The sequence below is a fragment of the Thioalkalivibrio sp. AKL19 genome (assembly GCF_000420165.1).
Lineage (GTDB): Bacteria > Pseudomonadota > Gammaproteobacteria > Ectothiorhodospirales > Ectothiorhodospiraceae > Thioalkalivibrio.
Window position 1 is genome coordinate 72,133 of record NZ_ATUK01000014.1, and the last position, 23,084, is coordinate 95,216.

The 23,084-nt window shown below is 65.6% G+C and carries 21 protein-coding genes; 12 read left to right on the top strand and 9 right to left on the bottom strand.

The window, feature by feature from the left end; translation table 11 throughout:
- Positions 1-204 precede the first annotated feature (204 nt).
- The 4 genes from mreC (at position 205) to rnd (ending at position 3,072) form a co-directional block, all read left to right on the top strand.
- The gene (gene mreC, locus F817_RS0110060) at positions 205-1,050 is read left to right on the top strand and encodes a rod shape-determining protein MreC (RefSeq protein ID WP_024327528.1); all 846 of its coding nucleotides are present in this window, start codon (positions 205-207) and stop codon (positions 1,048-1,050) included.
- On the top strand, positions 1,047-1,538 hold the full coding sequence (gene mreD / locus F817_RS0110065; RefSeq protein ID WP_024327529.1) for a rod shape-determining protein MreD: 492 nt from the start codon (positions 1,047-1,049) through the stop codon (positions 1,536-1,538). Before mreC ends, mreD begins: the two co-directional genes overlap by 4 nt.
- Positions 1,539-1,628: 90 nt before the next feature.
- The gene (locus F817_RS0110070; RefSeq protein WP_024327530.1) at positions 1,629-1,931 is read left to right on the top strand and encodes a DUF1244 domain-containing protein; all 303 of its coding nucleotides are present in this window, start codon (positions 1,629-1,631) and stop codon (positions 1,929-1,931) included.
- Entirely contained in the window at positions 1,924-3,072 is a 1,149-nt protein-coding gene (gene rnd, locus F817_RS0110075; protein WP_024327531.1) for a ribonuclease D, read from the top strand. The genes F817_RS0110070 and rnd overlap by 8 nt, the downstream gene beginning before the upstream one ends.
- 28 nt (positions 3,073-3,100) lie before the next feature.
- Here rnd and F817_RS0110080 read toward each other — a convergent pair whose 3' ends face one another.
- Entirely contained in the window at positions 3,101-3,547 is a 447-nt protein-coding gene (locus tag F817_RS0110080) for a hypothetical protein (protein ID WP_024327532.1), read from the bottom strand.
- 141 nt (positions 3,548-3,688) lie between these two features.
- Between F817_RS0110080 and F817_RS14300 the strand changes: the two genes are divergently transcribed.
- Positions 3,689-4,255 (top strand): SprT-like domain-containing protein, encoded by a 567-nt coding sequence (locus F817_RS14300; RefSeq protein ID WP_231369404.1) that lies wholly within the window; start codon positions 3,689-3,691, stop codon positions 4,253-4,255.
- A 56-nt stretch (positions 4,256-4,311) separates the two neighbouring features.
- Here the strand turns inward: F817_RS14300 and F817_RS0110085 are convergent, their stop codons facing one another.
- A complete protein-coding gene (locus tag F817_RS0110085; RefSeq protein WP_024327533.1) occupies positions 4,312-5,595 on the bottom strand; it encodes a 3-deoxy-D-manno-octulosonic acid transferase in 1,284 nt (427 codons plus the stop codon).
- Positions 5,596-5,681: 86 nt separating this feature from the next.
- Here F817_RS0110085 and lpxL point away from each other — a divergent pair, with 86 nt between their 5' ends.
- The gene (gene lpxL, locus F817_RS0110090) at positions 5,682-6,548 is read left to right on the top strand and encodes an LpxL/LpxP family Kdo(2)-lipid IV(A) lauroyl/palmitoleoyl acyltransferase (protein ID WP_024327534.1); all 867 of its coding nucleotides are present in this window, start codon (positions 5,682-5,684) and stop codon (positions 6,546-6,548) included.
- Here lpxL and F817_RS14550 read toward each other — a convergent pair.
- Genes F817_RS14550 through F817_RS0110100 form a run of 3 tightly spaced genes read right to left on the bottom strand, consistent with a single transcriptional unit; the run spans position 6,505 to position 9,087 of the window.
- Positions 6,505-7,395 (bottom strand): glycosyltransferase family 2 protein, encoded by an 891-nt coding sequence (locus F817_RS14550; RefSeq protein ID WP_196801211.1) that lies wholly within the window; start codon positions 7,393-7,395, stop codon positions 6,505-6,507. The two genes, lpxL and F817_RS14550, sit on opposite strands and share 44 nt — an antisense overlap.
- A 26-nt stretch (positions 7,396-7,421) precedes the next feature.
- Entirely contained in the window at positions 7,422-8,387 is a 966-nt protein-coding gene (locus F817_RS0110095; protein WP_024327535.1) for a mitochondrial fission ELM1 family protein, read from the bottom strand.
- A gap of 28 nt (positions 8,388-8,415) precedes the next feature.
- A complete protein-coding gene (locus tag F817_RS0110100; RefSeq protein ID WP_024327536.1) occupies positions 8,416-9,087 on the bottom strand; it encodes a 2OG-Fe(II) oxygenase in 672 nt (223 codons plus the stop codon).
- Between the two features lie 116 nt (positions 9,088-9,203).
- Between F817_RS0110100 and F817_RS0110105 the strand changes: the two genes are divergently transcribed.
- The gene (locus F817_RS0110105; protein WP_024327537.1) at positions 9,204-10,313 is read left to right on the top strand and encodes a glycosyltransferase family 4 protein; all 1,110 of its coding nucleotides are present in this window, start codon (positions 9,204-9,206) and stop codon (positions 10,311-10,313) included.
- Here F817_RS0110105 and F817_RS0110110 read toward each other — a convergent pair.
- Positions 10,289-11,500, bottom strand: a complete 1,212-nt coding sequence (locus tag F817_RS0110110) for an O-antigen ligase family protein (RefSeq protein WP_155988453.1) — start codon at positions 11,498-11,500, stop codon at positions 10,289-10,291. The two genes, F817_RS0110105 and F817_RS0110110, sit on opposite strands and share 25 nt — an antisense overlap.
- 291 nt (positions 11,501-11,791) lie before the next feature.
- Here F817_RS0110110 and F817_RS0110115 point away from each other — a divergent pair, with 291 nt between their 5' ends.
- Positions 11,792-12,616 (top strand): hypothetical protein, encoded by an 825-nt coding sequence (locus F817_RS0110115; protein WP_231369405.1) that lies wholly within the window; start codon positions 11,792-11,794, stop codon positions 12,614-12,616.
- Positions 12,617-12,672: 56 nt separating this feature from the next.
- On the opposite strand, the gene F817_RS0110120 is transcribed toward F817_RS0110115, so the two are convergent.
- Genes F817_RS0110120 through glnE form a run of 3 tightly spaced genes read right to left on the bottom strand, consistent with a single transcriptional unit; the run spans position 12,673 to position 16,797 of the window.
- On the bottom strand, positions 12,673-12,897 hold the full coding sequence (locus F817_RS0110120; RefSeq protein ID WP_024327540.1) for a zinc-finger domain-containing protein: 225 nt from the start codon (positions 12,895-12,897) through the stop codon (positions 12,673-12,675).
- Positions 12,898-12,936: 39 nt separating this feature from the next.
- On the bottom strand, positions 12,937-13,857 hold the full coding sequence (locus F817_RS0110125; RefSeq protein ID WP_024327541.1) for a branched-chain amino acid transaminase: 921 nt from the start codon (positions 13,855-13,857) through the stop codon (positions 12,937-12,939).
- 12 nt (positions 13,858-13,869) lie between these two features.
- The gene (glnE, locus tag F817_RS0110130) at positions 13,870-16,797 is read right to left on the bottom strand and encodes a bifunctional [glutamate--ammonia ligase]-adenylyl-L-tyrosine phosphorylase/[glutamate--ammonia-ligase] adenylyltransferase (RefSeq protein WP_024327542.1); all 2,928 of its coding nucleotides are present in this window, start codon (positions 16,795-16,797) and stop codon (positions 13,870-13,872) included.
- Positions 16,798-16,949: 152 nt separating this feature from the next.
- Between glnE and F817_RS0110135 the strand changes: the two genes are divergently transcribed.
- The 4 genes from F817_RS0110135 to F817_RS0110150 all read left to right on the top strand — a co-directional run bounded on the left by F817_RS0110135 (position 16,950) and on the right by F817_RS0110150 (position 23,084).
- Positions 16,950-17,987: a Fe(3+) ABC transporter substrate-binding protein gene (locus tag F817_RS0110135; RefSeq protein WP_024327543.1), complete on the top strand. Its 1,038-nt coding sequence runs from the start codon at positions 16,950-16,952 to the stop codon at positions 17,985-17,987.
- Between the two features lie 328 nt (positions 17,988-18,315).
- Entirely contained in the window at positions 18,316-20,079 is a 1,764-nt protein-coding gene (locus tag F817_RS0110140; protein ID WP_029681092.1) for an iron ABC transporter permease, read from the top strand.
- Positions 20,076-21,185 (top strand): ABC transporter ATP-binding protein, encoded by a 1,110-nt coding sequence (locus tag F817_RS0110145; protein ID WP_024327545.1) that lies wholly within the window; start codon positions 20,076-20,078, stop codon positions 21,183-21,185. Before F817_RS0110140 ends, F817_RS0110145 begins: the two co-directional genes overlap by 4 nt.
- 75 nt (positions 21,186-21,260) lie before the next feature.
- The gene (locus tag F817_RS0110150; RefSeq protein WP_029681093.1) at positions 21,261-23,084 is read left to right on the top strand and encodes an autotransporter assembly complex family protein; all 1,824 of its coding nucleotides are present in this window, start codon (positions 21,261-21,263) and stop codon (positions 23,082-23,084) included.

Sequence of the window (23,084 nt, forward strand, 5' to 3'; positions counted from 1 at the left end):
GCGCGGGTCTCCCCGGACGACGGGTTCGGGTTACACTCCGGGCCGCAACAGGTCGGCAAGGCCGCACGGAGCGAACCCCCGCGCCACCTTGCCTAGTCGACGCGATCCGGAACCGGAGGTCACGCCATCAGCAAGCCGCTGTTCAGACTGGGTGTCTCGCCCACTCTGCGCCTGCTCGCGGTCGTCCTGCTGGGACTGGCGCTGATGGCGCTGGATCATCGCGTGAACGAGCTGCAGTTTGTCCGCGGCGCCCTGGCCACGGTCACCTACCCGCTGCAGGTCGCGGTGGACGCGCCGGTCCGCGCATTCAGCCGGGTATTCGAGTCGTTCACCAGCCGCGAGGACCTGATCACCGAGAATCGCATCCTGCGTAGCGAGAACGCCGAGCTGCGCGCCCGCCAGCTGCGCTTCGAGGCCCTGCAGCAGGAGAACGACCGCCTGCGGGCGCTCCTGAACACCGCCCAGCAGGCCGAGGAACGCGTCGAGATCGCGAAGCTGCTGGCCGTGGACTTGGATCCCTTCCGCCAGCAGATCGTGCTCAACAAGGGCCGCAATGACGACGTCTACGCCGGACAACCAGTCATCAACGCCGACGGCGTGATCGGCCAGGTCCTTTCCACCCGGCTGACCAGCTCCGTCGCGCTGCTGATCTCCGACCCCAGCCACGCCCTTCCGGTGCTCAGCGCGCGCACGGGGCTGCGGGGGCTGGTAGTTGGCACCGGCAACCCGCAACGCCTGGAGATGCGCCACGTCCCGTTGCAGGAGGATGTGGAACCCGGCGACCTGTTGCTGACCTCCGGCCTCGGTGGCCGCTTCCCGGCGGACTACCCGGTGGCCCGCGTGACCTCGGTTGAACGACCGCAGGGTCAGCCGTTCCTGAGCATCGAGGCCGAGCCCCTCGCCGCGCTGGACCGCTCGCGCGAGGTCCTGCTGCTGTGGACGGAGGGCAGCATGCCGGGGATCATCCCCCTCGAGGCCGACGAGGCCCGGGATGTCTCGCCGGATGCGCCCGCACCGGAGCCGGCCGCAGCGCCCCCGGAAGCGCCGTGACCCGCGCCATCGGCATCCCCTGGCCGGTGGCACTGACCCTGCTGGCGGCCCTGGCGCTGGCGATCGTGCCAGTCCCGGATGCCCTGCGCCCGGCGCGCCCGGAGTGGCTGACACTCGTGCTGATCTACTGGACCATGGCCTTTCCGACCCGTATCGGCGTCCTGACGGCGTTCGTCGCCGGATTGCTGCTGGACACCCTGCTGGGCCAGTTGCTGGGACAGAACGCCATCGCCCTGGCGGTGATCATCTACATCGTGCTGCAGATCCATCCGCGGCTGCGGGTGTACCCGGTCTGGCAGCAGATGATGGTGGTCGCGATCCTGATCGCGCTGTTCAAGCTGCTGGCCTTGTGGCCCCAGGGCATCACCGGGTTCCCGCCGGGCGACATCATGTACTGGTCGCCGGCAATCACGAGCGCGCTGCTGTGGCCGCTGATCTTTTTCCTGCTGCGCGACATGCGCCGGCGCTGGCTGTTGCACCTGACCTGAGGTGGCTCACAGGCCCGGGAACCCCGGGGCCTGCTCGAAGCGTCCGGGCCGGTCGCGCATACTGTGCCAACCCGCAACAAGGAGCATCCCATGGACCCGAACAAGCAAACCGAGATCGAATCCGCCGTGTTCCGCCGCCTGCTACAGCACCTGGACGAGCGCAAGGACGTGCAGAACATCGACCTGATGAACCTGGCCGGCTTCTGCCGCAACTGCCTGTCCAAGTGGTACGTGGCGGCCGCCGAGGAGCGCGGCGAATCGGTCGACTACGAAAGCGCCCGCGAGATCGTCTACGGCATGCCCTACGGGGAGTGGAAGGAGCGCTACCAGAAAGAGGCCACCGCCGAGCAAAAGGCGGCCTTCGAAGCCAGTCAGAAGTCACACGATGCATGATCACGGCCTGATCGAGACCCCGGAGGCCCTGCGGGACTTTCTGGACACCATCGCCGGGACCGACTGGATCGCGCTGGACACCGAGTTCATGCGCGAGAAGACCTACTACCCGCGCCTCTGCCTGATCCAACTGGCGACGCTGGACCAGATCGCCTGTGTCGACCCGCTGAAGCTGGACATCCACCTGCTCGAACCACTCCTGTTCGATGCCGGCGTGACCAAAGTCTTCCATTCGGCTTCACAGGATCTCGAGGTCCTGTACCGCGAGCTCGGACGGGTTCCCACCCCGGTATTCGATACCCAGATCGCGGCCAGCATGCTTGGCTATGGCGAGCAGATCGGCTATGCCAATCTGGTCAAGGCGATCCTCGACCGCGACCTCGACAAGAGCCAGACGCGAACCGACTGGTCACGCCGCCCTCTGAGCGAGCAGCAGATCCGCTACGCCGCGGACGACGTGCGCTTCCTGGCGACTGTATTCATGCGCCTGTTGCACGAACTGGAGAGTCATGACCGCATGCACTGGCTGCGCCCGGAGATGGAGGCGCTGAGCAACCCGGCCCTGTACGAACCGGACCCCGACAACGCCTGGCAGCGGGTCTCCGGGGCCAAGCGGCTCAAGCCGCGCGAGCGCGGCGTACTGAAGGCCGTGGCCGCCTGGCGCGAACGCGCCGCCCAGGCAAGCGACCGCCCGCGTCGCTGGATCCTGGCCGACGACATTCTGATCGACATCGCCCGGCGCACCCCGCAGGACAGTGGCGCCCTGCACCAGCTGCGCGGCTTCCCTGACGGCATGAAGTCGCCGCGTCAGGAAGAACTGCTGGAGGCAATCCGCGAGGGCCAGGCCATGCCCCGCGAGGAATGGCCTCAATTGCCGGACAAGGCCAAGCTGACCGAAGCAGAAGAAGTCCTTGCGGACATCGGCATGGCCCTGCTGCGCGAGTGCGCACGACGCAACCAGATCACCGCCGGCGCGATTGCGCAGCGCAAGGATGTCGTCGAACTCCTGAAGGGCGACGGCACGAGCGGCCGCCTCGGCAGTGGCTGGCGCCACGAGATCGCCGGAAAGACCATCGCCCGCTGGTTTGCGGGCGATGGGGAGCTGACACGTACGGAGGAAGGGCTGCAGATCCGCCCGTGATCGTCGTCCGGGCGGGCCTGCGGCCGCGTCAGGACGCCTTGTAGACGCCGCGGCGCGGCGAGGTCAGGCGACCCTGGCGCTTCAGGTAGGCCAAGGTCTGACTGATGTTCTTGGTATCCAGGCCGGCCTTCTCCGCCTCCGCCTTGATCTCCTTGATGCCCATCTCCGGCTGCTTGGCGACGATCTCGCACAGCTTCTGACTGATGGACTCGCCACCGGCCCGGCGCCCGCGACGTCCGCCGCCGGCACTCCCGGTGCGGCCCACGCGGCCGCCCAGTTCGCGGATCTGTCGCTCGAGTTCATTGAGTTCCTTGCGATGCCGCGCCAGCATCTCCTTGCGCTTTTCCATCAGCTTCTCGCGCTTCTGGCGACGCTCGGCCTCCTTGCGCTCGGCCTCTTCCTTTTCCCGCTGGCGCGCGAGGGCGTACAGTTCTTCCGCCGACAGATCGGAGGCCTTCTTGTTATCCATGCTCATGCAGAACTCCCGGATGCTGAAAATTGATTCAATGACAGGTTTGGACGACAGGGGTTCACGACCCCGTCCCATTCTCTAAAACTAGGGAAACACTGGTTAATGCACACACTCGCGTTGGCCACGGCAGAATAATACGAACCCATGGAACGATGCCAGAAAGATTATAAAAATACACGCGGAACACCAGAGCCCACGTCCATTCTCTCTCCCGAAGAAAGAAAGAGGATATGCGATGAAGTCGCGCGGCTCTATCATTTGGTCGCGGATACATCGGGGAAAGACCTTCCGGCTATTCGATTTGACCTGAAAGGCCGGGCCGCCGGGCAGTGGCGCCTGAGAAAAAACTCGGAGACGCTGCGTTTCAATCCGGAAGCCTTCACCCGGGAATGGGATCAGCACTTTCCCGAAACCGTGGCGCACGAGGTGGCCCATTCACTGGTCTACCGCACCCACGGCATGCGAAAGGTGCGTCCTCACGGTCCCGAATGGAAGGGGCTAATGGGGACAATGGGTTTTCCGAATCCGCGGATTACACATGCAACGGCGCTCACCACCCGCAAGATGCGCCAGTACGACTATGCATGCGGATGCGGCTCCCAACCCCTGAGCGCCCGCCGGCATTTTCTTATCAACAAGCGCGGCTATCGGTACCAATGCCGCCAATGCGGTCAGTGGCTGCGGCGGTCCGACGGTGGCAGCTGGGGATAGCAGGTGGTCCATCACCGTGTCGGCGCGCACATTCGGGTGCACCCGTACAACGAGCGTCAGGCTCTCCGAGCCCGGTCCCCATCATCCCGGGCGGCATGGCGGTTCACATACTCCAGCAGGCGCGCGGTTGCACCCTGCTGCTCTCCAATAAAAACGGTTGCACGCTGTCGCAGGATCTCGCGCCGGGCTTCATCCTCTCCCAGCAACGTCCCCATCCGCGCAACAGCCTCTTCGATATTCTTTGAACGCCACAGCACATTCGCGCTCTCCATGCGCTCCACCAGAAGTTCAAAGTTGTCGACGTGCGGCCCCATGACGACCGGACATTTCCACAACGTCGCTTCCAGCGGATTGTGCCCGCCAACGGACACCAGTGAACCGCCAATAAACGCGACATCGGCCAGCCCGAAGAAACGTTTCAATTCGCCCAGCGTGTCCAGCAGCCAGAAATGGGTGTTGGCATCCGGGACACCGTCGCTGCGACGAACGAAGGTTTGACCGGAACGCTCCAGCAAATCCGCCACTTCGGGAAACCGCTGCGGATGGCGTGGCGCCACGATCACCAGGAGGCGTGGATACTCGGCGCGCAGTGCGCGCAGCCCCGGGAGCAACTGGGCCTCTTCGTCGGCATGTGTGCTGGCAAGAATAACCACCGGGCGGCCATCAACCACCGGGCGCAGGGACTTAACCTCCTGGCGATCGGCTGCCTCGATGCGGATATCGAACTTGATGTCGCCGTTGACCGTCACGCGGTCGGGCACGGCCCCAAGGGCGACGAAACGCTCCCGGTCCAGCGGATTGCGGCAGGCAATCCAGTCAAACGCGCTCAATGCCGGTTCGATCAGCCGGGGGATACGGGCATAACGCCGGGCCGAACGCCCGGACATGCGGGCGTTCGCCAGCACGACCGGGATGCCCGAACGCCGCGCTGTCGCCAGCATATTCGGCCAGATCTCGGTCTCCATCACCACGATGCACTGTGGTCGCGCCGCTCGCAGGAAGCGCCCCTGTAGCCAGGGCAAATCCAGTGGCATGAAGCGATGCATGACGCGATCGCCGAGCCGCTCGGTCAGCATCGAGGCACCGGTCGGCGTCGTCGTGGTTACCAGGATGCGACGCGGGCCGGGCGCCAGGAGCTGGCGAATGAGCGGTTCCGCCGCCAGCACTTCACCGACCGAAACCGCATGGATCCAGATCTCCGCCGGATCCGGCGGAGGGGCCCACCCCATCACCTCGCCCGGGCGCACACGCACCGATGCCCGACGACTGCGCAGTCCGTGGCGGATCAGCAGCAAGGGGGTCAGCAACGCAAGCAGCGCCGTGTAGACTACGCGGGTCATTCGCAGGGAGACTCCGATCCGTGACGGCCCGCCCCGAACATCCGAGCGCGACCGAACGCCCGCCCCGCGGCCCCGCCACCTGGCCCATGTGGGCGGTCATCGGCCTGGCACGGCTGGTCATCCAGCTGCCTATCCGCTGGCAGCAGGTGCTCGGCCGCGGCATCGGGCGGCTGTTCTACCGTTTCGGCCGCGAGCGCCGTGCGATCGCCCGCACCAACCTCGAACTGTGCTTTCCCGACCAGCCGCCGGAACGGCGGGAACAGTGGCTGCGCGAGCACTTCGAGGCGGCCGGGATGGGGGTCCTCGAGATGGCCATGGCCTGGTGGGGACGCGACACGCAACTCAAGGGGCATTACACAATCCACGGGCTGGAACATCTGGACAAGGCACTGGAGCAAGGCAAGGGGGCCCTGCTGGTCAGCGCCCATTTCACCACACTCGAGCTTTGCGGGCGCCTGCTGGCGCTGCACCGGGAGTTTGCCGCGATGTACCGCCCCAGCGAACGCCCGCTGATCAACTACCTGTTCAAGGTCAATCGCAACCGCCACACGGCCGGCGTGATCGCACGCGACGACGTCAAGGGACTGCTGCGCACCCTGCGCGAGAACATGCCCGTGTGGTATGCGCCCGACCAGGCCACCAGCGGGCGCCAGACCGAGCTGGTCCCGTTCTTCGGCGAACCCGCGAACACGCAGACCGCCACGCATCGCATCGCCCGGGTGAGCGGCGCCCCGGTCCTCCCGTTCTTCGGCTACCGGCGCGAAGACGGCCACTACGTCGTGACCATCCACCCCCCGGTAGAGGGCTTCCCCACCGAGGACGCCCACGCCGACACCCTGCGCATCAACCACATCATCGAAGAAGCCGTGATGGACGCCCCCGGCCAGTACTTCTGGACCCACAAACGGTTCAAGAAGCGCACGGGCCTCCCCGATCCGTATCGGGCGGAGTAGTGCGCAAGGTGGCTACTGGCCCGCCATCAAGCCACTTACTGTCGCCCACGGGCCTGTCAACGCGCGTGTGATCAAAAAAACCTGGGTGTGCAACAAGCAAGGGGAACCGGTTGCGCCGCCACCACCACCGCCTGAACGGGGCGTTGATGCGGTGTTCCAGTTCGGGCAACCCATTGCAATGCCTGCGAGTAGGGTTTGCCTCGGCGAATGGCAACAATTCATTCAAGAAAAAGTTCTTTGCCAAGTAGTTCGCACGGTTACTCCATACGGCGAACCGCGAATCAGTCAAGAACAACCCATCCCCGACCGCTTCGATCGCACGAGGAGCCAATAAATCAGGCCGGGGAAACACCACAGCCTCGGACAGAACCCCATCGGCGTTCTCTGGGCGCAAGAATGCCGCGAAGCGGCGGTTGAGTTGTCCATTCCGGAAACGCCAGTTCCGGAAGAACCTTCTTCTTGGAGGATCCGGCATGGCTTGCATCTTCACGAAACGCACGTCGCTGAGCGCCATCAGTTGATCAGCCCGATCGAGAACATCAGCCACGATGCCGGCACCCCCCACAAAACCACAATCATTCTCCAGCAATAGCACTCGTTGTGTCGTTGCGGCTTGCACAGCCGCCTTCAGTCCTCCCTGAATGCCCAGGTTCTCGGACAACGGAACCGCTTGAAAGCCCGCCCGACTGGCAATTTTCATCTCCTCCGGCTGGGCCTCCTGGCATACAACCAATCGCTCGGTAAACATGGGAAAAAGAGGCGCAAGGGTATCGAGCGTTCGCGCGAGCGTTCGCGGGGCCTTCCAAGTCAGCACAACGAGGCTTCGTGATCCCCCGGACACGTCCATCCCTGACTCCTCCATCTTAGACTCCATCATCCGACCTTCATTGATGCGAGAACAGACCGGATGTGCGCAGCGACCTTCAGCGTGTCATTCACCGGCGTGTAGGACCACTGATCGAGCGCCCCGGTGAACGGTCGGGTCACGCCTTCCGCCTCTAGGGCAGAATGGAAGGCCTGCAGGCGACGACCGAGCGGCCCCAGGGCAACCGTGTACACCGGGACACCAGTCGCGGCCGCCTCCGAGACCATGGACACGGAATCAGCACTGACCACGATATGGTCGGCTGTTGCCAGCATCGCCATAAAGGGGTTCTCGCCCTGCCCGTCCCAGACAAACCCGGGAACATCCGCCAGCCCCTCGACCAGTCGTCGCGTGCTGGCCTCGCCCGTCCGCCGTGAGGGCGTGACCAGCACACTTCCCCCGGAGGCTTCTGCGGCCGAACGCAGGTCACGGATCAGGGCATCCAGTCGCTCCTGCCCCAGATCTCCCCGCTGGGTGGCACCCCCGATCAGGACCGCGATCCAAGGCCGGGGAAATGCAGCCCAGGCATCCCCCAGATCCGCACGAGCCGCCTCCAGCCGCTCGGCCGTCACCCGGTGGAGGGCACCGCGCGTCGCGATCACGTTCGGGCCGGTCAGCCCATCGTGGCGCGGCGGCACCACCCAGTCGAAATGCCGCGGGGCGATCTGCGGATCCTGAATATGCACGGTCATGATGGCACCCCCGCTGGCGCGCCTGAGTGCCACGGCCACCGTGGCACTGCGGCGCCCGCAGGAGATCAAGAGGCGCGGCCAGGGCGGCGCCAGGGAATCGCTATCGGAGGTGAGCCCTCGCAATACGCCGGGCGCGAAGGAGCCGCGCATCCAGCGCCAGGGCGGACGCAGCCCCACTGTCTTGTGTTCGTAGGGCAGCCCCACGGCTTCGGCCAGGCCACGGACCTGGCTGGTCATCCCGGCCTCGCCGGTCGTCAGTGTCCAGCAGTAAGCCTCGGTCACAATGAAGCGTTCGTCGCCTGGCCTGCGGTCACGCCGGCACGCGGCGCTGCACAGGTGTGTCGGGAGAGGCCAGCTCGTGGCGATTGCGCCACTCTTCGGTGACGTAGTTGATGATCAAAGAGCGCCGCACGCCTTCCAGGGGGCGACGATGGTAGCCATGCCAGGTGTTGTCCGCGGGCACGAATACCAACGCGCTGTTGTACGTGCCGGGCGCCGTCTCGTAGTGCGTGTCCGCGTCCACGTAAACATCGGTGCCCCAGGCCTCGTAACCGGGGTCGGTCGACAGGTACAGCAGCATGGTGAATTTCTTCACCCCGAGATCGGTATGCGGTGCCAGCCAGAAACCCTCGGTATCCAGGCAATGCTCGACACGCAGGTAGTTGCCGCTGACATCCACCCCGCAGACCTCGAAGATCGCATCCAGCACCTGCGGGCTCTCGAACGCCGCCGCAACGCTTTCGCACACATCGAAGGCGCGCCGGTTCTCGACATCGAAGAAGCGCCGCGAGCTGTTGTGCGTCTCACGCTTGCCCTCGGTGTCACCAATCGCGGGCGGCTCGAACGGCAGCGCCTCCACCGCGCGCGCCGCCGCCTCGGGCAGTACCGCCTGCGGATACCACCGCCGATACGGATACGCCTCTGACTGCGCCCGGCGCAACGACGCCTCGACCTGTTCTGCCACTTCGGCCGCTGAAATCATTCAATACACCTGATCATAAACTGACGACATTGTATGCCCACCGGGCGGGACGCCCAAACCACCCCATCCTTCTGGCGCCCTGATAAACTCGCGCTTTTCCCTCACCTGCGTACGCCATGGCTACCGTCCTTCAAATCGTGCCCGCCTTGGAATCCGGCGGCGTTGAACGCGGCACGGTCGAGGTTGCGCAGGCCTTGGTGGAGGCTGGACACCGCTCGCTGGTGATGTCGGCAGGCGGCCGCATGGTGCCCGAACTCGAGAGTCAGGGTAGTGAACACTTCACCTGGCCGATCGGGGAAAAATCCCTCTGGACCTTCCGGCTGGTGCGCCCACTACGGCGCTTCCTGCGACAACAACGCGTGGATGTGATTGATGTTCGCTCGCGCATGCCGGCCTGGGTCGTCTGGCTGGCCTGGTCACGGATGCCCGCAGTCACCCGCCCCCGGCTGGTGACTTCGGTGCACGGATTCAATTCCGTTAACCGCTACAGCGAGATCCTCACCCGGGGCGAACGGGTCGTGACAGTATCCGAGACCCTCAAAAAATTTCTGATCACCCAGTATCCACGGCTTGAGGCTGAGCGTATTGAAGTCATCCATCGCGGAATCGACACACGCAATTATCACCCCGGCTTTGAGCCCTCGCCATCCTGGGTCACCGAGTGGGAAAGCGCGTTTCCACAGCTTCAGGGGCGGTACGTCCTGACACTTCCGGGTCGTATTACTCGGCTGAAGGGACACTTCGACGCCCTGGACATACTGCAGGGCCTTCTCCAGCGGGGAATCCCCGCGCACCTGCTGATGGCAGGCGGCACCGATCCGCGCAAGCAGGCCTATCATCGCGAACTGGAAGGCCACCTCTCGCAACTCGGCCTTGAGCCCCGCGTGACCTTCACGGGCCAGCGTTCCGATCTACGCGAAATCCTGGCGGTTTCGGATGCAGTGTTATCCCTGTCCACCCAACCCGAGTCTTTCGGACGCACCACCCTGGAGGCGCTCAGCCTCGGGCGTCCTGTGCTCGGTTACGATCACGGCGGCGTGGGCGAACAACTCGCCGAACTACTGCCCGAAGGGCGCGTACCCCCTGGACAAACCTCGGCCGCTATTGAGCGTCTCGCCGACTGGGCGACAGGGAATGCCCCGGCACCTCGATGGCCCCACGCATGGGATCTGGACACCATGCGCCGCCGGACGATCGATCTCTACGAGACGCTGACCGGCCGCTGACCGGCTGGTCGGCCCTGGCGGGCCGCCGCCTCCCCTCGCACCAGAGGCGCCAGCGCAAGCGCGACCACCAGCCACAACACCGCTGTCGTGTAGGAACTGTAGATCGTCCAGTGGACATTGACAGGATTCAGTGCCACGAAGATCGCCACCCCACCAACGACATAGAGCGGAAGAAGGTCTCGCTCGCTTCTCCTCGCGCGTTGCCACAATGCCAGGAGGATCGCCAGCAACACCCCCAGGTAGGCCACCAGCCCGACAATCCCGGTCGAAACCAGCACATCGAGGAAATATAAATGGATGTGGGCAAAGGCCATATCCGTATAGCCGCGCGCTTCGGCCACAGGCTCGACACCGCGCACCCCCACACCCAGGATCGGCTCGTCCATCGCCACGCGCCAGGAAGCAAGCCAGATCGTCCCGCGCTTCGCCGTCGCCTCATCGATGGCTTCGATGCTGAGCTCAGAGGCCTTCGAGACGACCGCCAGACGATCCCGAGTCTCGGGCGACACCCACAGCGCCACGACAATGCCCAGTACGAAGATGCTCAGAAACGCGCTCACCGTACGCATGCGCAGGCGGTAATACCCGACAAGGAAAAGGCCGTAGGCAAACAGGACTATCAAGGTCGCCACCATGGCCGCCCGGGAACCCGAGAGGAGTATCGCGACGATCACGATCAGCGGCAACAGGACCGCCAGCCGATTGAAAGAGGCCAGGCGACGCGACGCCTCCAGGACGAACGGCAGGAAATGCGCCAGCACGATGCCTAGCCGCATGTTCGGATGAAACAGCCCATCAATGCGGCGTCCGTTGTACGGGTACCCCAATACGTTCGCGCCGGTGACAAACTGAAAGATCCCGTCCAGCGACCAGAAAACGGCTAGCGCGAGCACTCCATAAAGCAACGGTGTCGCTACGTCACGATGCCGCGCGACCCAGAGCAGCGGGAGTATCGCCACAGCAAACAACGGGTAGGTCAGGGCGGTTCGCAATGCGCGATCAAAGTCCACAGCCACGGTCAACGCCAGTAGCTGCGGAAGCCATAGCGCCATCAAGAGCAACAGGGCCCAGCGGGTCCAGGACTCGCACCACAATTGACGCCAGCGAACGACCATCAGAGCAAGGCCGCCGAGAGAAAGCATTGCCAGGGGCAGGAAGACCCCCGTGCCAAATGGCAAGACAAACAAGGCCAGGGCCGCAAGCCCCACTACTAACCAATAGACGCGATCACCATCCGTTCGCCCGCTGATTTTCAGCAACCATCCTTCCGCAATCACACTCAAACCCGGCAACTGTCGAATCCAGCGCGGGATAGTACCTTACAGACAAGGCCCTGCGCGCAACGCGACTGATAGTCGACCTGACAGTTGCCGGACTTTGGGCGACAATCGGAAATGCGGAAAAGGCCCCTCTTCCCGAAGACCCACGGCAAGAAGGGGCCACAACCCTTTAGCGTAACTGACTAGGAAAAATCGCGAATGGAACAGAGCGAGCAAAGATCAGCCCACGACGGCGGCAGCAAACAAGTGATCTGCATGAAATGGGGCTCGCTCTACGGCCCGGAGTATGTCAACCGGCTATACGCCGCCGTACAACGCCAAACGACAGGACCTCTTCGATTCGTATGCCTTACGGACGACACGACCGGCCTGCGACCGGAAGTCGAGACGCACCCATGCCCGGAGATCAACATTCCGGAACCCTGGTGCAACACCGGCTGGCGGAAAATGGCTCTTTACCTTGATCCAGCCGCGCTCTCCGGTCTCGAGGGCGATTGGCTCTTCCTGGATCTAGACGTGGTCGTCACGGGCTCTCTGGACCCCTTCTTCGACTTTGAACCCAAGCATCCATTCGTCGTCATGCAGAACTGGACCCAACCCGGAAAAGGGATCGGTAACACGTCGGTGTTCCGGTTCCGCATGGGGGTTCATGGCTATCTGCTCGAACGGCTACTGGGGGACTTCGACCGCTTCCGCAGGCAGTATCGCAACGAACAAACCTACATCAGCCGCGAGATCGATTCCCTGCTGTTCTGGCCGGACGCGTGGTGCGCTTTGTTCAAGGTGCATTGTGTCCCGGCCTGGCCCGCTCGTTTCTGGCGCACGCCGGCGATACCCGACGGAGCCCGTGTGGTCGCATTCCCGGGATCGCCCAACCCTCCGGACGCCTTGGAGGGAAAGTGGCCGGAAAAACGCTGGCGGAAAAGGCTCTACAAGAAGATCCGCCCAACTCCCTGGATCGATACCTATTGGGCGCGAGCCGAAGAGGCCTTGGCAGCGGAAATAGCGAACTCCCGGGACTGACCGAGGCAACTGACAGGGACCTGATCTGGCCCGCGCACCCCCCGGTCAGGCGGAAATCAGTCGTCGTCCTTGAGGATGAACTGGGTGCCGCAGTAGGGGCACTGGAAACGGCCGTCGGGGGTCTCGTCGATCGGCAGGAAGACGCGCGGGTGCGAGGCCCACAGGGCCATCTTCGGGGTGGGGCAGTGCAGCGGCAGATCCTTGCGCGTGACCGTGACCTCGGTCTGGGCATTCGCGGTCTGGTACTGGTCCTGATGGTGGGCGGTATCGGGGTTCACCATGGTTTTTCTCGCATCCGGTTGACGGAAAGTTCGGGGACCTCAGATGAAGGTCAGCCAGCCTTCGTGGCGACTGTCACGCCCCTGCACCACGTCAAAGTAGCGTGACTGCAGGCGCTCGGTGATCGGGCCACGGGTACCGGCGCCGATCGGACGGTCGTCGACCTCGCGGATCGGGGTCACCTCGGCGGCGGTACCGGTAAAGAAGGCCTCGTCGGCGATGTACACCTCGTCGCGGGTGATGCGCTTCTCGATGACCTCCAGCCCTTCCTCGCGTGCCAGCTCGATGACCGTGCGGCGGGTGATGCCGTCGAGCGCGGAGGTCAGATCCGGGGTGAACAGCACGCCGTCGTGCACGATGAAAATGTTCTCGCCGCTGCCCTCGGCCACGAAACCCTCGGTATCCAGCAGCATGGCCTCGTCGTAGCCACAGCGGGTGGCCTCCTGCAGGGCCATCATCGAGTTCATGTAGTTGCCGTTGGCCTTGGCCTTGCACATGGTCACGTTCACGTGATGGCGGCTGTAGGAGGAGGTGCGGATGCGGATCCCCTTCTCGATCCCCTCGTCCCCCAGGTAGCTGCCCCAGTGCCAGGCCGCGACCATCGCGTGCACCAGGAGATTGTCGGCGCGCAGGCCCATGCCCTCGGACCCGAGGAAGCACATCGGCCTCAGGTAGGCACTCTCCAGACCGTTGTCGCGAACAGACGCGATCTGGGCCTCGTTCAGCACGTCGGCGGTATACGGGATGGTCATCCCGACGATCTTGGCCGAGTTGAACAGGCGCCGGGTGTGATCCTGCAGGCGGAAAATCGCCGGGCCGCGCTCGGTCTTGTAGGCGCGCACGCCCTCGAACACGCCCATGCCGTAATGCAGGGTGTGGGTGAGCACGTGGGTCTTCGCCTCGCGCCAGGGCACCATCTGCCCGTCCAGCCAGATCACCCCGTCGCGGTCGGCCATCGACATCGTCTTGTTCCTCTATCCGTTCTGGTTCGCGGCCGCTTGCGGCTCGCCGAACAGGTCATTCCAGGCTTCGATCACGCGGTCACGCACGGCGCGGAGCTCGTCGTCGGGCGTCTCGACCCGGGCGTCCAGGCCCGCCAGCGTCAGGCGGTGGATGCGGTTGCGCAGATCCCGGTAGGCATCCGCCAGCGCCTCGCTCAGGCCCGCGTCGATCACGCCCTCGCGGCCGAGCGTTTCCAGCGTGCGGATCTTGTCCGGCCAGTCGCAGACGGCGGGATGATCGTGCGCGGATACCAAAACCCAGTATTGAACCATGAATTCGATATCAGTGATACCGCCCCGGTCGCGCTTGAGATGGAAGCCCTGGCCCTTCTTCGAGGCGTGTTCCGCCAGCATGCGATCGCGCATCTCGACGACTTCGGCGCGCAGGGCCTCGGCATCGCGCTCGCGGGTCAGCACCTCGCGGCGCAGGGCATGAAACTGCTCGCCCAGCTCGGCGTCACCACTCACGAAGCGTGCCCGCACCAGTGCCTGATGCTCCCAGGTCCAGGCGGATTCGTCCTGGTAGCGCCGGAACGCCTGCAGGCCGCTGACCAGCAACCCCGCCGTGCCACTGGGCCGCAGCCGCGTATCCACCTCGTACAGGCGGCCCGCCGGAGTGAAGGCCCCCAGCAGGTGCACCACCCGCTGGGCCACCCGCGCGAAGAACTCGGTGTTGTCGATCACCTTCGGGCCCGCGGTCTGGGCCTCATCGCCCTCGCTGTCGTGCAGGAACACCACATCCAGGTCCGAGCCGTAGCCCAGTTCGAAGCCGCCGAGCTTGCCGTAGCCGATCACCGCGAAGCGCGCCACGCGCCGCGCATCCGCCGCCCCGCACTGCGGCTCGCCATGGCGCTCGACCATCTTCTCCCAGGCCAGCTGCAGCACCTGCTCCAGCAGCACCTCGGCCAGCCAGGTCAGGTGATCCGAGACCTTCATCAGCGGCAGGAACCCCATGATGTCGGCGGCCGCCACCCGCAGGGTCTGCACCTGCTTGAACTGGCGCAGGCGGTCCAGCATCTGTTCGTGGTCCTGCCCGGGGAACTGGGCCAGCTCGGCCTCCAGCTCCTCGCGCAGTCCGTCGCGGTCTGGCGGTGCATACAGCGCGCGCGGGTCCAGCAGCTCGTCCAGCAGTACCGGGTGCCGGGTCAACTGCTCGTTGATCCAGGGGCTGGCGGCCACCAGCTTCACCAGCTGTGACAGCGCCAGCGGATTCTCCACCAAGAGCGACAGATACACCGAGCGCCGGGCGATGGTCCGCACCATTTGCAGGGCCCGCGGCAACACCGCGTCGGGAGCCTCCATCTCCGCGATCGCACCGATCAGCAACGGCATCAGGCGATCCAGCCGCTGACGTCCGGTCACACTCATCGCCCGCACGCCCGGGCTCTCGCGCAGATCGGCGATGCCGCGCAGCGCCTCGTCCGCGTCCTGGAACTCCATCGCCTCCAGCACCGCGCGGGCATCTGCCTCCGGCAGCGAGCCCTGCCACAGGCGATTGAGCTGCTGTTCGCGGTCGGCCTCCGGCGAGGCCTCCATCGCCGCCCCGTCGGCCCGTTGCGGCGCACTGAAGACCTGTTCGAAGTGGGCATGCACCCGCCGCTGCTCGCGCAACAACGCCATCTCGAAGGAGGCCTCGTCGTCGAATCCCAGCGACAGGGCCAGGCGGTGGCGATCGTCGCCACTCGAGGGCAGGCGGTGCGTCTGCTGGTCATTAAGCATCTGCAAGCGGTTCTCCACCCGACGCAGGAAGCGATAGGAACGCTCCAGCTGCTCGACGGCATAGCCGGGCAGGAGTTCGCGATCCCGCAACACGCCCATCACGCCCAGCAGGTCACGCCGCTGCAACGCCTGGTCGCGCCCGCCCCGGATCAGCTGGAAGGATTGCGCGATGAACTCGATCTCGCGGATGCCGCCCTCGCCATGTTTTACGTCCTCGAACCGGCCGCGCCGCGCCGACTCGTCGTTGATCATCTGCTTCAGCTCGCGCAGGTTGGCCAGCGTGCCGTAGTCCAGGTAGCGCCGGTAGATGAACGGCCGCAACCGGCGCATCAGGCGCGCGCCGGCCTCCGGGTCCCCCGCCAGCGGGCTCGCCTTGATCAGGGCATAGCGCTCCCACTCGCGTCCGTGTGCCTGGTAGTAGTCCTCCATGGCATCGAAGTGCATGACCAGCGGCCCGGAATCGCCGAAGGGCCGCAAGCGCATGTCCACGCGATAACAGAAGCCGTCCGCGGTCACGTCCGACAGCACCGCAATCAGCTGGCGCCCCAGGCGCCGAAAGTACTCCTGATTCTCGATCACGCGCTGGCCATCGGTCTCACCCGCCTCCTCGAAGGCAAAGATCAGATCGATGTCGGAGGAAAAGTTGAGCTCGCCTCCTCCCAGCTTGCCCAGCCCCAGGACCACCATGGACTGGGCCTCGCCCTCAGGCCCGCGCGGCTGGCCGTAGCGCTCCTGCAGGTGGCGGTCCAGCCACTGCAGCCCGCCTTCGATGAGGGAGCGGGCCAGGCGGCTCAAGTCGTGCATCACCTCGTCGAGATCGGCCTGACCGGACAGGTCCCGCCAGGCAACGCGGATCATCTCGCGATGCCGCATCTCGCGCAGGGCATGACGCAGCTCCGCATCGTCGGTCACACCCTCCAGACGCGCCTGCAACGTGCGTTCAAAGGCCGCATCGTCGCATGCCGCCACCCAGCCCTCCGGGTCCAGCGCCTCCAGCAGGTATTCCGGGTGCTGACGCACGGTCTGGACCAGATAGTGACTGAAGGCGAACGGCGCGGGGGTAGACGCCAGGAACGTGTCCGGCCAGGCGAGCTGTTCGTCCAGGTCGGCCAGCAGGTCGCGGACCTCCTGTTGCAGCTGCGACGGCAGGGGAGCGGGGAATTCGGGCAGGGGCTTGTCCATATGCCAAGCGTATCAGCGTTGCGCCTGGATGAGGTCCGCCTGTACCAGCCCTGGGGCAGCGGGTATTGACTTGGATGAGAACACAAATAACAATCGTTCTCGTCTACTGGACGAACAACAGCCTGATCCGTTCATCAAGAGGAATCCACATCATGACGTTGCGCCCCCTTTCCTGGTTGATCGGCGCCATCGCCGCCATCGCCATCAGCATGCCCCTTGTCGGTTGCAGTCCCGCCGATCAGGACGAGATCAACCTCTACTCGGCGCGCCAGGAGAACCTGATCAAGCCGCTGCTGGATGACTTCACCGATCAGACCGGCATCCAGGTCAACCTGGTCACCGGCGGCGCCGACAGCCTGCTGCAACGCCTGCGCCACGAAGGGCGCAATTCGCCCGCCGATCTCTTCATCACCGTGGACGCGGCGCGCCTGCACCAGGCCCGCGAGGCCGGCGTCCTGCAAGCGGTGGAATCCGACGTGCTGCGCGAGAACATCCCCGAGCGCTACCGCGACCCCGAAGGCCTGTGGTTCGGCCTTTCTTCGCGGGCCCGCCCGATCCTCTATCACAAGGACCGGGTCGACCCGGCCGAACTGTCGACCTACGAGGCCCTGACCGACGCGCAATGGCAAGGCCGCATCTGCATCCGCTCTTCCAGCAACGTGTACAATCAGTCGCTGGTCGCCGCAATGATCGCCACCGCGGGCGCCGAAGCCGCCCAGGACTGGGCCGCCGGGATCGTCGCCAACATGGCGCGCCAGCCACAGGGCGGGGACCGTGACCAGATCCGCGCCGTGGCCGACGGGGTCTGCGACGTCGCGATCGCCAACACCTACTACCTGGGCCTAATGCTGGATGGCGAGGGCCGTGACCGCGAGGTCGCCGAACAGATCGGCGTCTTCTGGCCCAACCAGGACGGCCGCGGTACCCACGTGAACATCAGCGGTGCCGGCGTCACCGCGCATGCCCCGAACCGGGACAATGCGGTTCGCCTGCTGGAGTTCCTGTCCTCGACCGAGGCACAACAGTGGTACGCCGAAGTTAACCAGGAATACCCAATCCGCGACGACGTACCGGCCAGCGAGATCCTCCAGGGCTTCGGTGACTTCCAGGCGGACGACATCGAGCTGTACCGGCTCGGCAACAACAACGCGGAGGCCGTGCGCATCATGGACCGTGTCCGCTGGCGCTGAGCCTCACGCAAGATGCTTCACTCACGCGCCCTCGGTTTTCCGGGGGCGTTCTGTTTTGCACCACAGAGGGCACGGAGAAAACCGCGAATTCAGGGACTACGCAGGATGTGTTGAGCGCGGCGAAACGCATCATCGTGGCGGCGGGGGGGGGGGCAGGCCCGATGCGTTTCGCTGCGCTCAACACATCCTACATCCGTGCCCTCCGTGCCCTCCGTAGTTCAACCGAAACAACCCGGCCACAGCCACGTCACGCAGCACCACGGCAATCCGCCAGTCGCAAGGCGGCCATAGTGGTATTCGAAACAAGAACCTTTACTATTCGCACTCCATGACCGCTCAGACGACAAGCCCCGCCATGACCGCGAGCCTCTCGGCGCGCCGGCGCCCGCCGTTCAGCCCGTGGTCGGCGGTCGCGATCGTCGTGGCACTGACCCTCGCCCTGCCGATCCTGGTCATCTTCGGACACGTCTTTATCCCCGCCGGCGAGGTCTGGACCCATCTGCGCGAGACGGTCCTCGCCGACTACGTGCTGAACTCCCTGGCGCTGCTGATCGGTGTCGGGATCGGCGTGCTGCTGATCGGGGTGCCGGTGGCCTGGCTGGTAAGTGTCTGCGACTTCCCCGGCCGCGGAGTCTTCCAGTGGGCGCTGATGCTGCCACTGGCCATGCCGGCCTACATCATCGCCTACACCTACACCGGCATGCTGGATTTCAGCGGCCCGGTGCAGGGCCTGATCCGCGACCTCACCGGCCTGGGCTACGGCGAGTACTGGTTTCCCGAGATCCGCTCGCTTGGCGGCGCCATGGTCATGCTGACACTGGTGCTGTACCCGTATGTCTACCTGCTCAGCCGGGCGGCCTTCCTGGAGCAGTCGGTCTGCGTGCTGGAGGTCTCCCGCACCCTGGGCGCCGGCCCGTTCGGCGGCTTTCGCCGGGTCGCCCTGCCCCTCGCCCGCCCGGCTATCATCGCCGGGCTGACCCTGGCGCTGATGGAGGTACTGGCGGACTACGGCACAGTCGCCTACTTCGGCGTGAGCACGTTCACCACTGGCATCTTCCGCACCTGGTACGCCCTGGGCGACCCTGCGGCCGCCGCCCAGCTCTCGGCGGTGCTGCTGACCTTCGTGTTCGTGCTGATCGTGCTGGAACGCTGGTCACGCGCCAGGGCGCGGTTTCATCACACCAGCCGGCGCTACTCCACCCTGCCGCGCTATCAGCTGCGGGGCTGGAAGGCCGCCGCAGCCTTTGTCGGCTGCCTGCTGCCGGTCCTGCTGGGTTTTCTCCTGCCGGCGTTCCAGCTTGGTCTGTGGACCGTGCAGACCACCGAACAGTGGATGAATCCGGCCTTTGGACGGCTGGTCTTCAACAGCTTCTGGCTGGCCATCGCCGCGGCCGTGATCGCGGTCGCCCTGGCGCTGGTCCTTGCCTATGCCCGGCGCATGGAGGGCGGGCGCTTTACTGGGGTGGCAGTGCGCGTGGCCGGCATGGGCTACGCGGTGCCGGGTATCGTAATCGCGATCGGCGTGATGATCCCGTTTGCCGCCTTCGACAACGCCCTGGACGGCTTCATGCGCGACGCCTTCGGGCTGTCCACCGGCTTGCTGCTGTCCGGCACGGTGTTCGCCCTGCTGTTCGCCTATACCGTGCGCTTCCTCGCGGTCTCGCTGCAGACGGTCGAGGCAGGGCTGGGCAAGATCCAGCCGAGCATGGACGACGCCGCCCGTTCGCTCGGCATGCGCCCGCTGCAGACCCTCACGCGGGTGCACCTGCCGATCATGCGCGGCACCCTGCTGACCGCTCTGCTGCTGGTGTTCGTCGACGTACTCAAGGAGCTGCCGGCCACGCTGATCCTGCGCCCGTTCGACTTCAACACCCTCGCGGTGCGCGCCTTCGAGCTGGCCAGCGACGAACGCCTGGCCGAATCCTCCAGCGCCGCCCTGGCGATCGTGCTGGTCGGCCTGGTTCCCGTTATCCTGCTGTCCGTGACCATCGGCCGCTCACGCCCCGGCCAGCAGGGCCCGACCCGCGCGGCGGACGAAGAACCGCCGCAGAAACCCCTCGCCATGCCCGCAGGCACGACGAATACGCCATGACCCAGCCCATCGACACCACCCTGCAGGTGCCCCACACGCCGCTTGTCGCCCTCGACCACGTGGATATCGGCTATGACGGCACCGCCGTGGTCCATCAGGTATCACTGGCCCTGTCCAAGGGTCAGATCGGCTGCCTGCTGGGACCCTCCGGGTGTGGCAAGACCACCTTGTTGCGCGCGATCGCCGGCTTCGAACCGCTGATGGCCGGGAGTATCCAGCTCGACGGGCGCAGCGTCAGCGATGCCCGCGGAACGGTACCGCCGGAGAAGCGCGGGGTCGGCATGGTGTTCCAGGATTTCGCCCTGTTCCCGCATCTCAGTGTGGCCGCCAACATCGCCTTCGGCATCCGCCACAGGGGTCACAAGGAGCGCGACGAGCGCATCCGCTCGCTGCTCAAGCTGGTGGGCCTGTCCGGCTACGGCGAATCCTTTCCGCATGCCCTTTCCGGCGGCCAGCAGCAGCGCATCGCGCTGGCCCGGGCGCTGGCGCCGCGGCCCAAGCTGCTGCTTCTCGACGAACCCTTCTCCAGCATGGACGTCGAGCTGCGGGGCGAGCTCGCCCGCGAGGTGCGGCGCATCCTGCGCGCGGAGAACACCACCGCTATCCTGGTCACCCACGATCAGCACGAGGCCTTCGCCTTCGCCGATCGCATCGCGGTGATCCACCAGGGCCGCGTGGCCCAGTGGGATACCGCCTACAACCTCTACCACCGTCCGGCGGATCGTTTCGTCGCGGACTTCGTCGGCGAGGGCACGCTGATCCCCGGCATGGTCTGCGCCGAGCACGTGGTGGATACCGCCTTCGGTCAGATCGAGGGCACGCTGTCGGAACAGCTGCCACCCGGCACGGCGGTGGACGTCCTCGTACGCCCGGATGACATCGCCATCGACAACGAGGCCGGCACGATCCGCACCGAGGTCCTGGACAAGGCCTTCCGCGGCGCGGATTTCCTCTACACCCTGCGCCTGCCCGACGGGCTGAGTGTGTTGTGCATGGCCCCCAGCCACGACAACTTCGTGATCGGCGAACACGTGCGCCTGCGCCTCGATTTCACCCACCTGGTGGTGTTCTCGCGCGGCAGCGGGGTCGACTGCCCGGCCTCCTGAACCGCGCGCGCTCCGCAGCCCGCCAGGGTCGTTGGTGCAGGCCCAGCGGGAACTCGCGTGATTTCGCGCGCTCCGATGTCAACATGCACCCCTTTCCGCAACCGCTATCATCGCTTCATGACCCACGCCCGCGCCCCTGTTGTCCGCCGCCCAACCCGCACCGGGCTGGGCTTGGCTGCGATGCTGCTCGTCGCACTGGCAGGCATCCCGGGTGCGGCCGGTGCGGAGGATAGCCCGACCCCGGGCCTGCAAATCGAGGGGGGTACCGACGCTCAGCGCAGTAATATCCGCAACAGCATCAACCTGGCTCGCCACCCCTGCGACCTGCCGGGATTTCGTGAACGCCGCATGCTGCGCGACACCGAGGAACGCGCCCGCAACGCCCTGCGCGCGATCGGTTTCTACGACGCCGAACTGGAGCTGGACGTCGAACGCCGCGAGGACTGCTGGGACGCCCGCATCACCCTGGACCCCGGCCCGCCGACCACCATCGAGCAGGTGGATATCCAGATCACCGGCGAGGGGGCCGATGACCTGGGTTTCGAGGCGGTGCGCAGCCAGACCGAGATCGGCGAGGGCGACACCCTGCGCCATGACCGGTACGAGGCGCTGCGCAACCGCATGACGCGGATCGCCTCTGATCGCGGCTACTTCGACGCCGATCTCCACACCCGGCGGCTGGAAGTGGATCGCGACAACCGCACCGCCACCATCCGCCTGCACATGGATACCGGTGACCGCTACCGCGTGGGGCCGGTCCGCATTGACCAGGACATCCTGTCCGACGGCTTCGTACAGCGCATGGTGCCGTTCGAGGCGGGCGACCCGTACAGCTCGGCGCAGATCATCGCGCTGCAGCGCAACCTGAACGACAGCGGCTACTTTGGCGGCGTGCGTGTACGCCCGCAACGCGACGCGGCGGAGGACCGGCGAGTCCCGATCCTGGTCGAACTGGAGCCGCGCAAGCGCCATAGCTACGAGGCCGGCATCGGCTACTCCACCGATATCGGCCCGCGTATCCGGCTGCGCTACGAGCATCGCTACGCCAACCGGATCGGCCATCGCTACCAGGCCGAGATCGAGGCGTCACCCGTGCGTTCCGGGATCGGCTACAACTACGAGATCCCGCTGCGCGACCCGCTGCGTGAACGCCTGAACTTGTTCACCACCTATCGCACGGAAGAGACCGACACCCAGGAATCCGACCGCTTCCAGGTCGGGGCCAACCGTATCCTGCAGCGCCGCAGCGGCTGGCAGTCCACCGAGGGGCTGCGCTACGAATACGAGGACTACACCGCCGGCGAGGACGACAGCGGCCGCAGCCGGTTGCTGATTCCGTCCTACCGCATCAGCCGCATGGACGCGGACGACCCGATGACCCCGCGCCGGGGCTACCGCTTCGAGGCCACCGTGCAGGGCGCACGCGAAGAGATCCTGTCCAGTGCTTCGTTCGCCCAGATTCTGGCCAGCGGCAAGCTGGTTCGCGGCATCGGCCCCGGCCGGGTACTGGCCCGCGCCGATGCCGGCTTCACCGATGTTGACGCGGTGCAGGACCTGCCCAGCTCCCTGCGCTTCTACGCTGGCGGCGATGCCAGCATTCGCGGCTACGGCTACCAGCGGGTCGGGCCGCGCAACGAGGACGGCGACGTGATCGGCGGGCGCCACAAGGTAGTGGGCAGCCTCGAATACGACTACCCGGTCGTCGGGAACTGGAGTGCCGCCGCCTTCGTCGACGCCGGCAACGTGGTCAACGAGTGGGACGAGTTCGACCCGGTCTACGGCGTCGGCGTCGGCGTACGCTGGCGCTCCCCGGTCGGCCCGATCCGGGTGGACCTGGCCCACGGCCCGGATTCGGACGACGACTTCCGCATCCACTTCTCCATGGGGCCGGACCTTTGA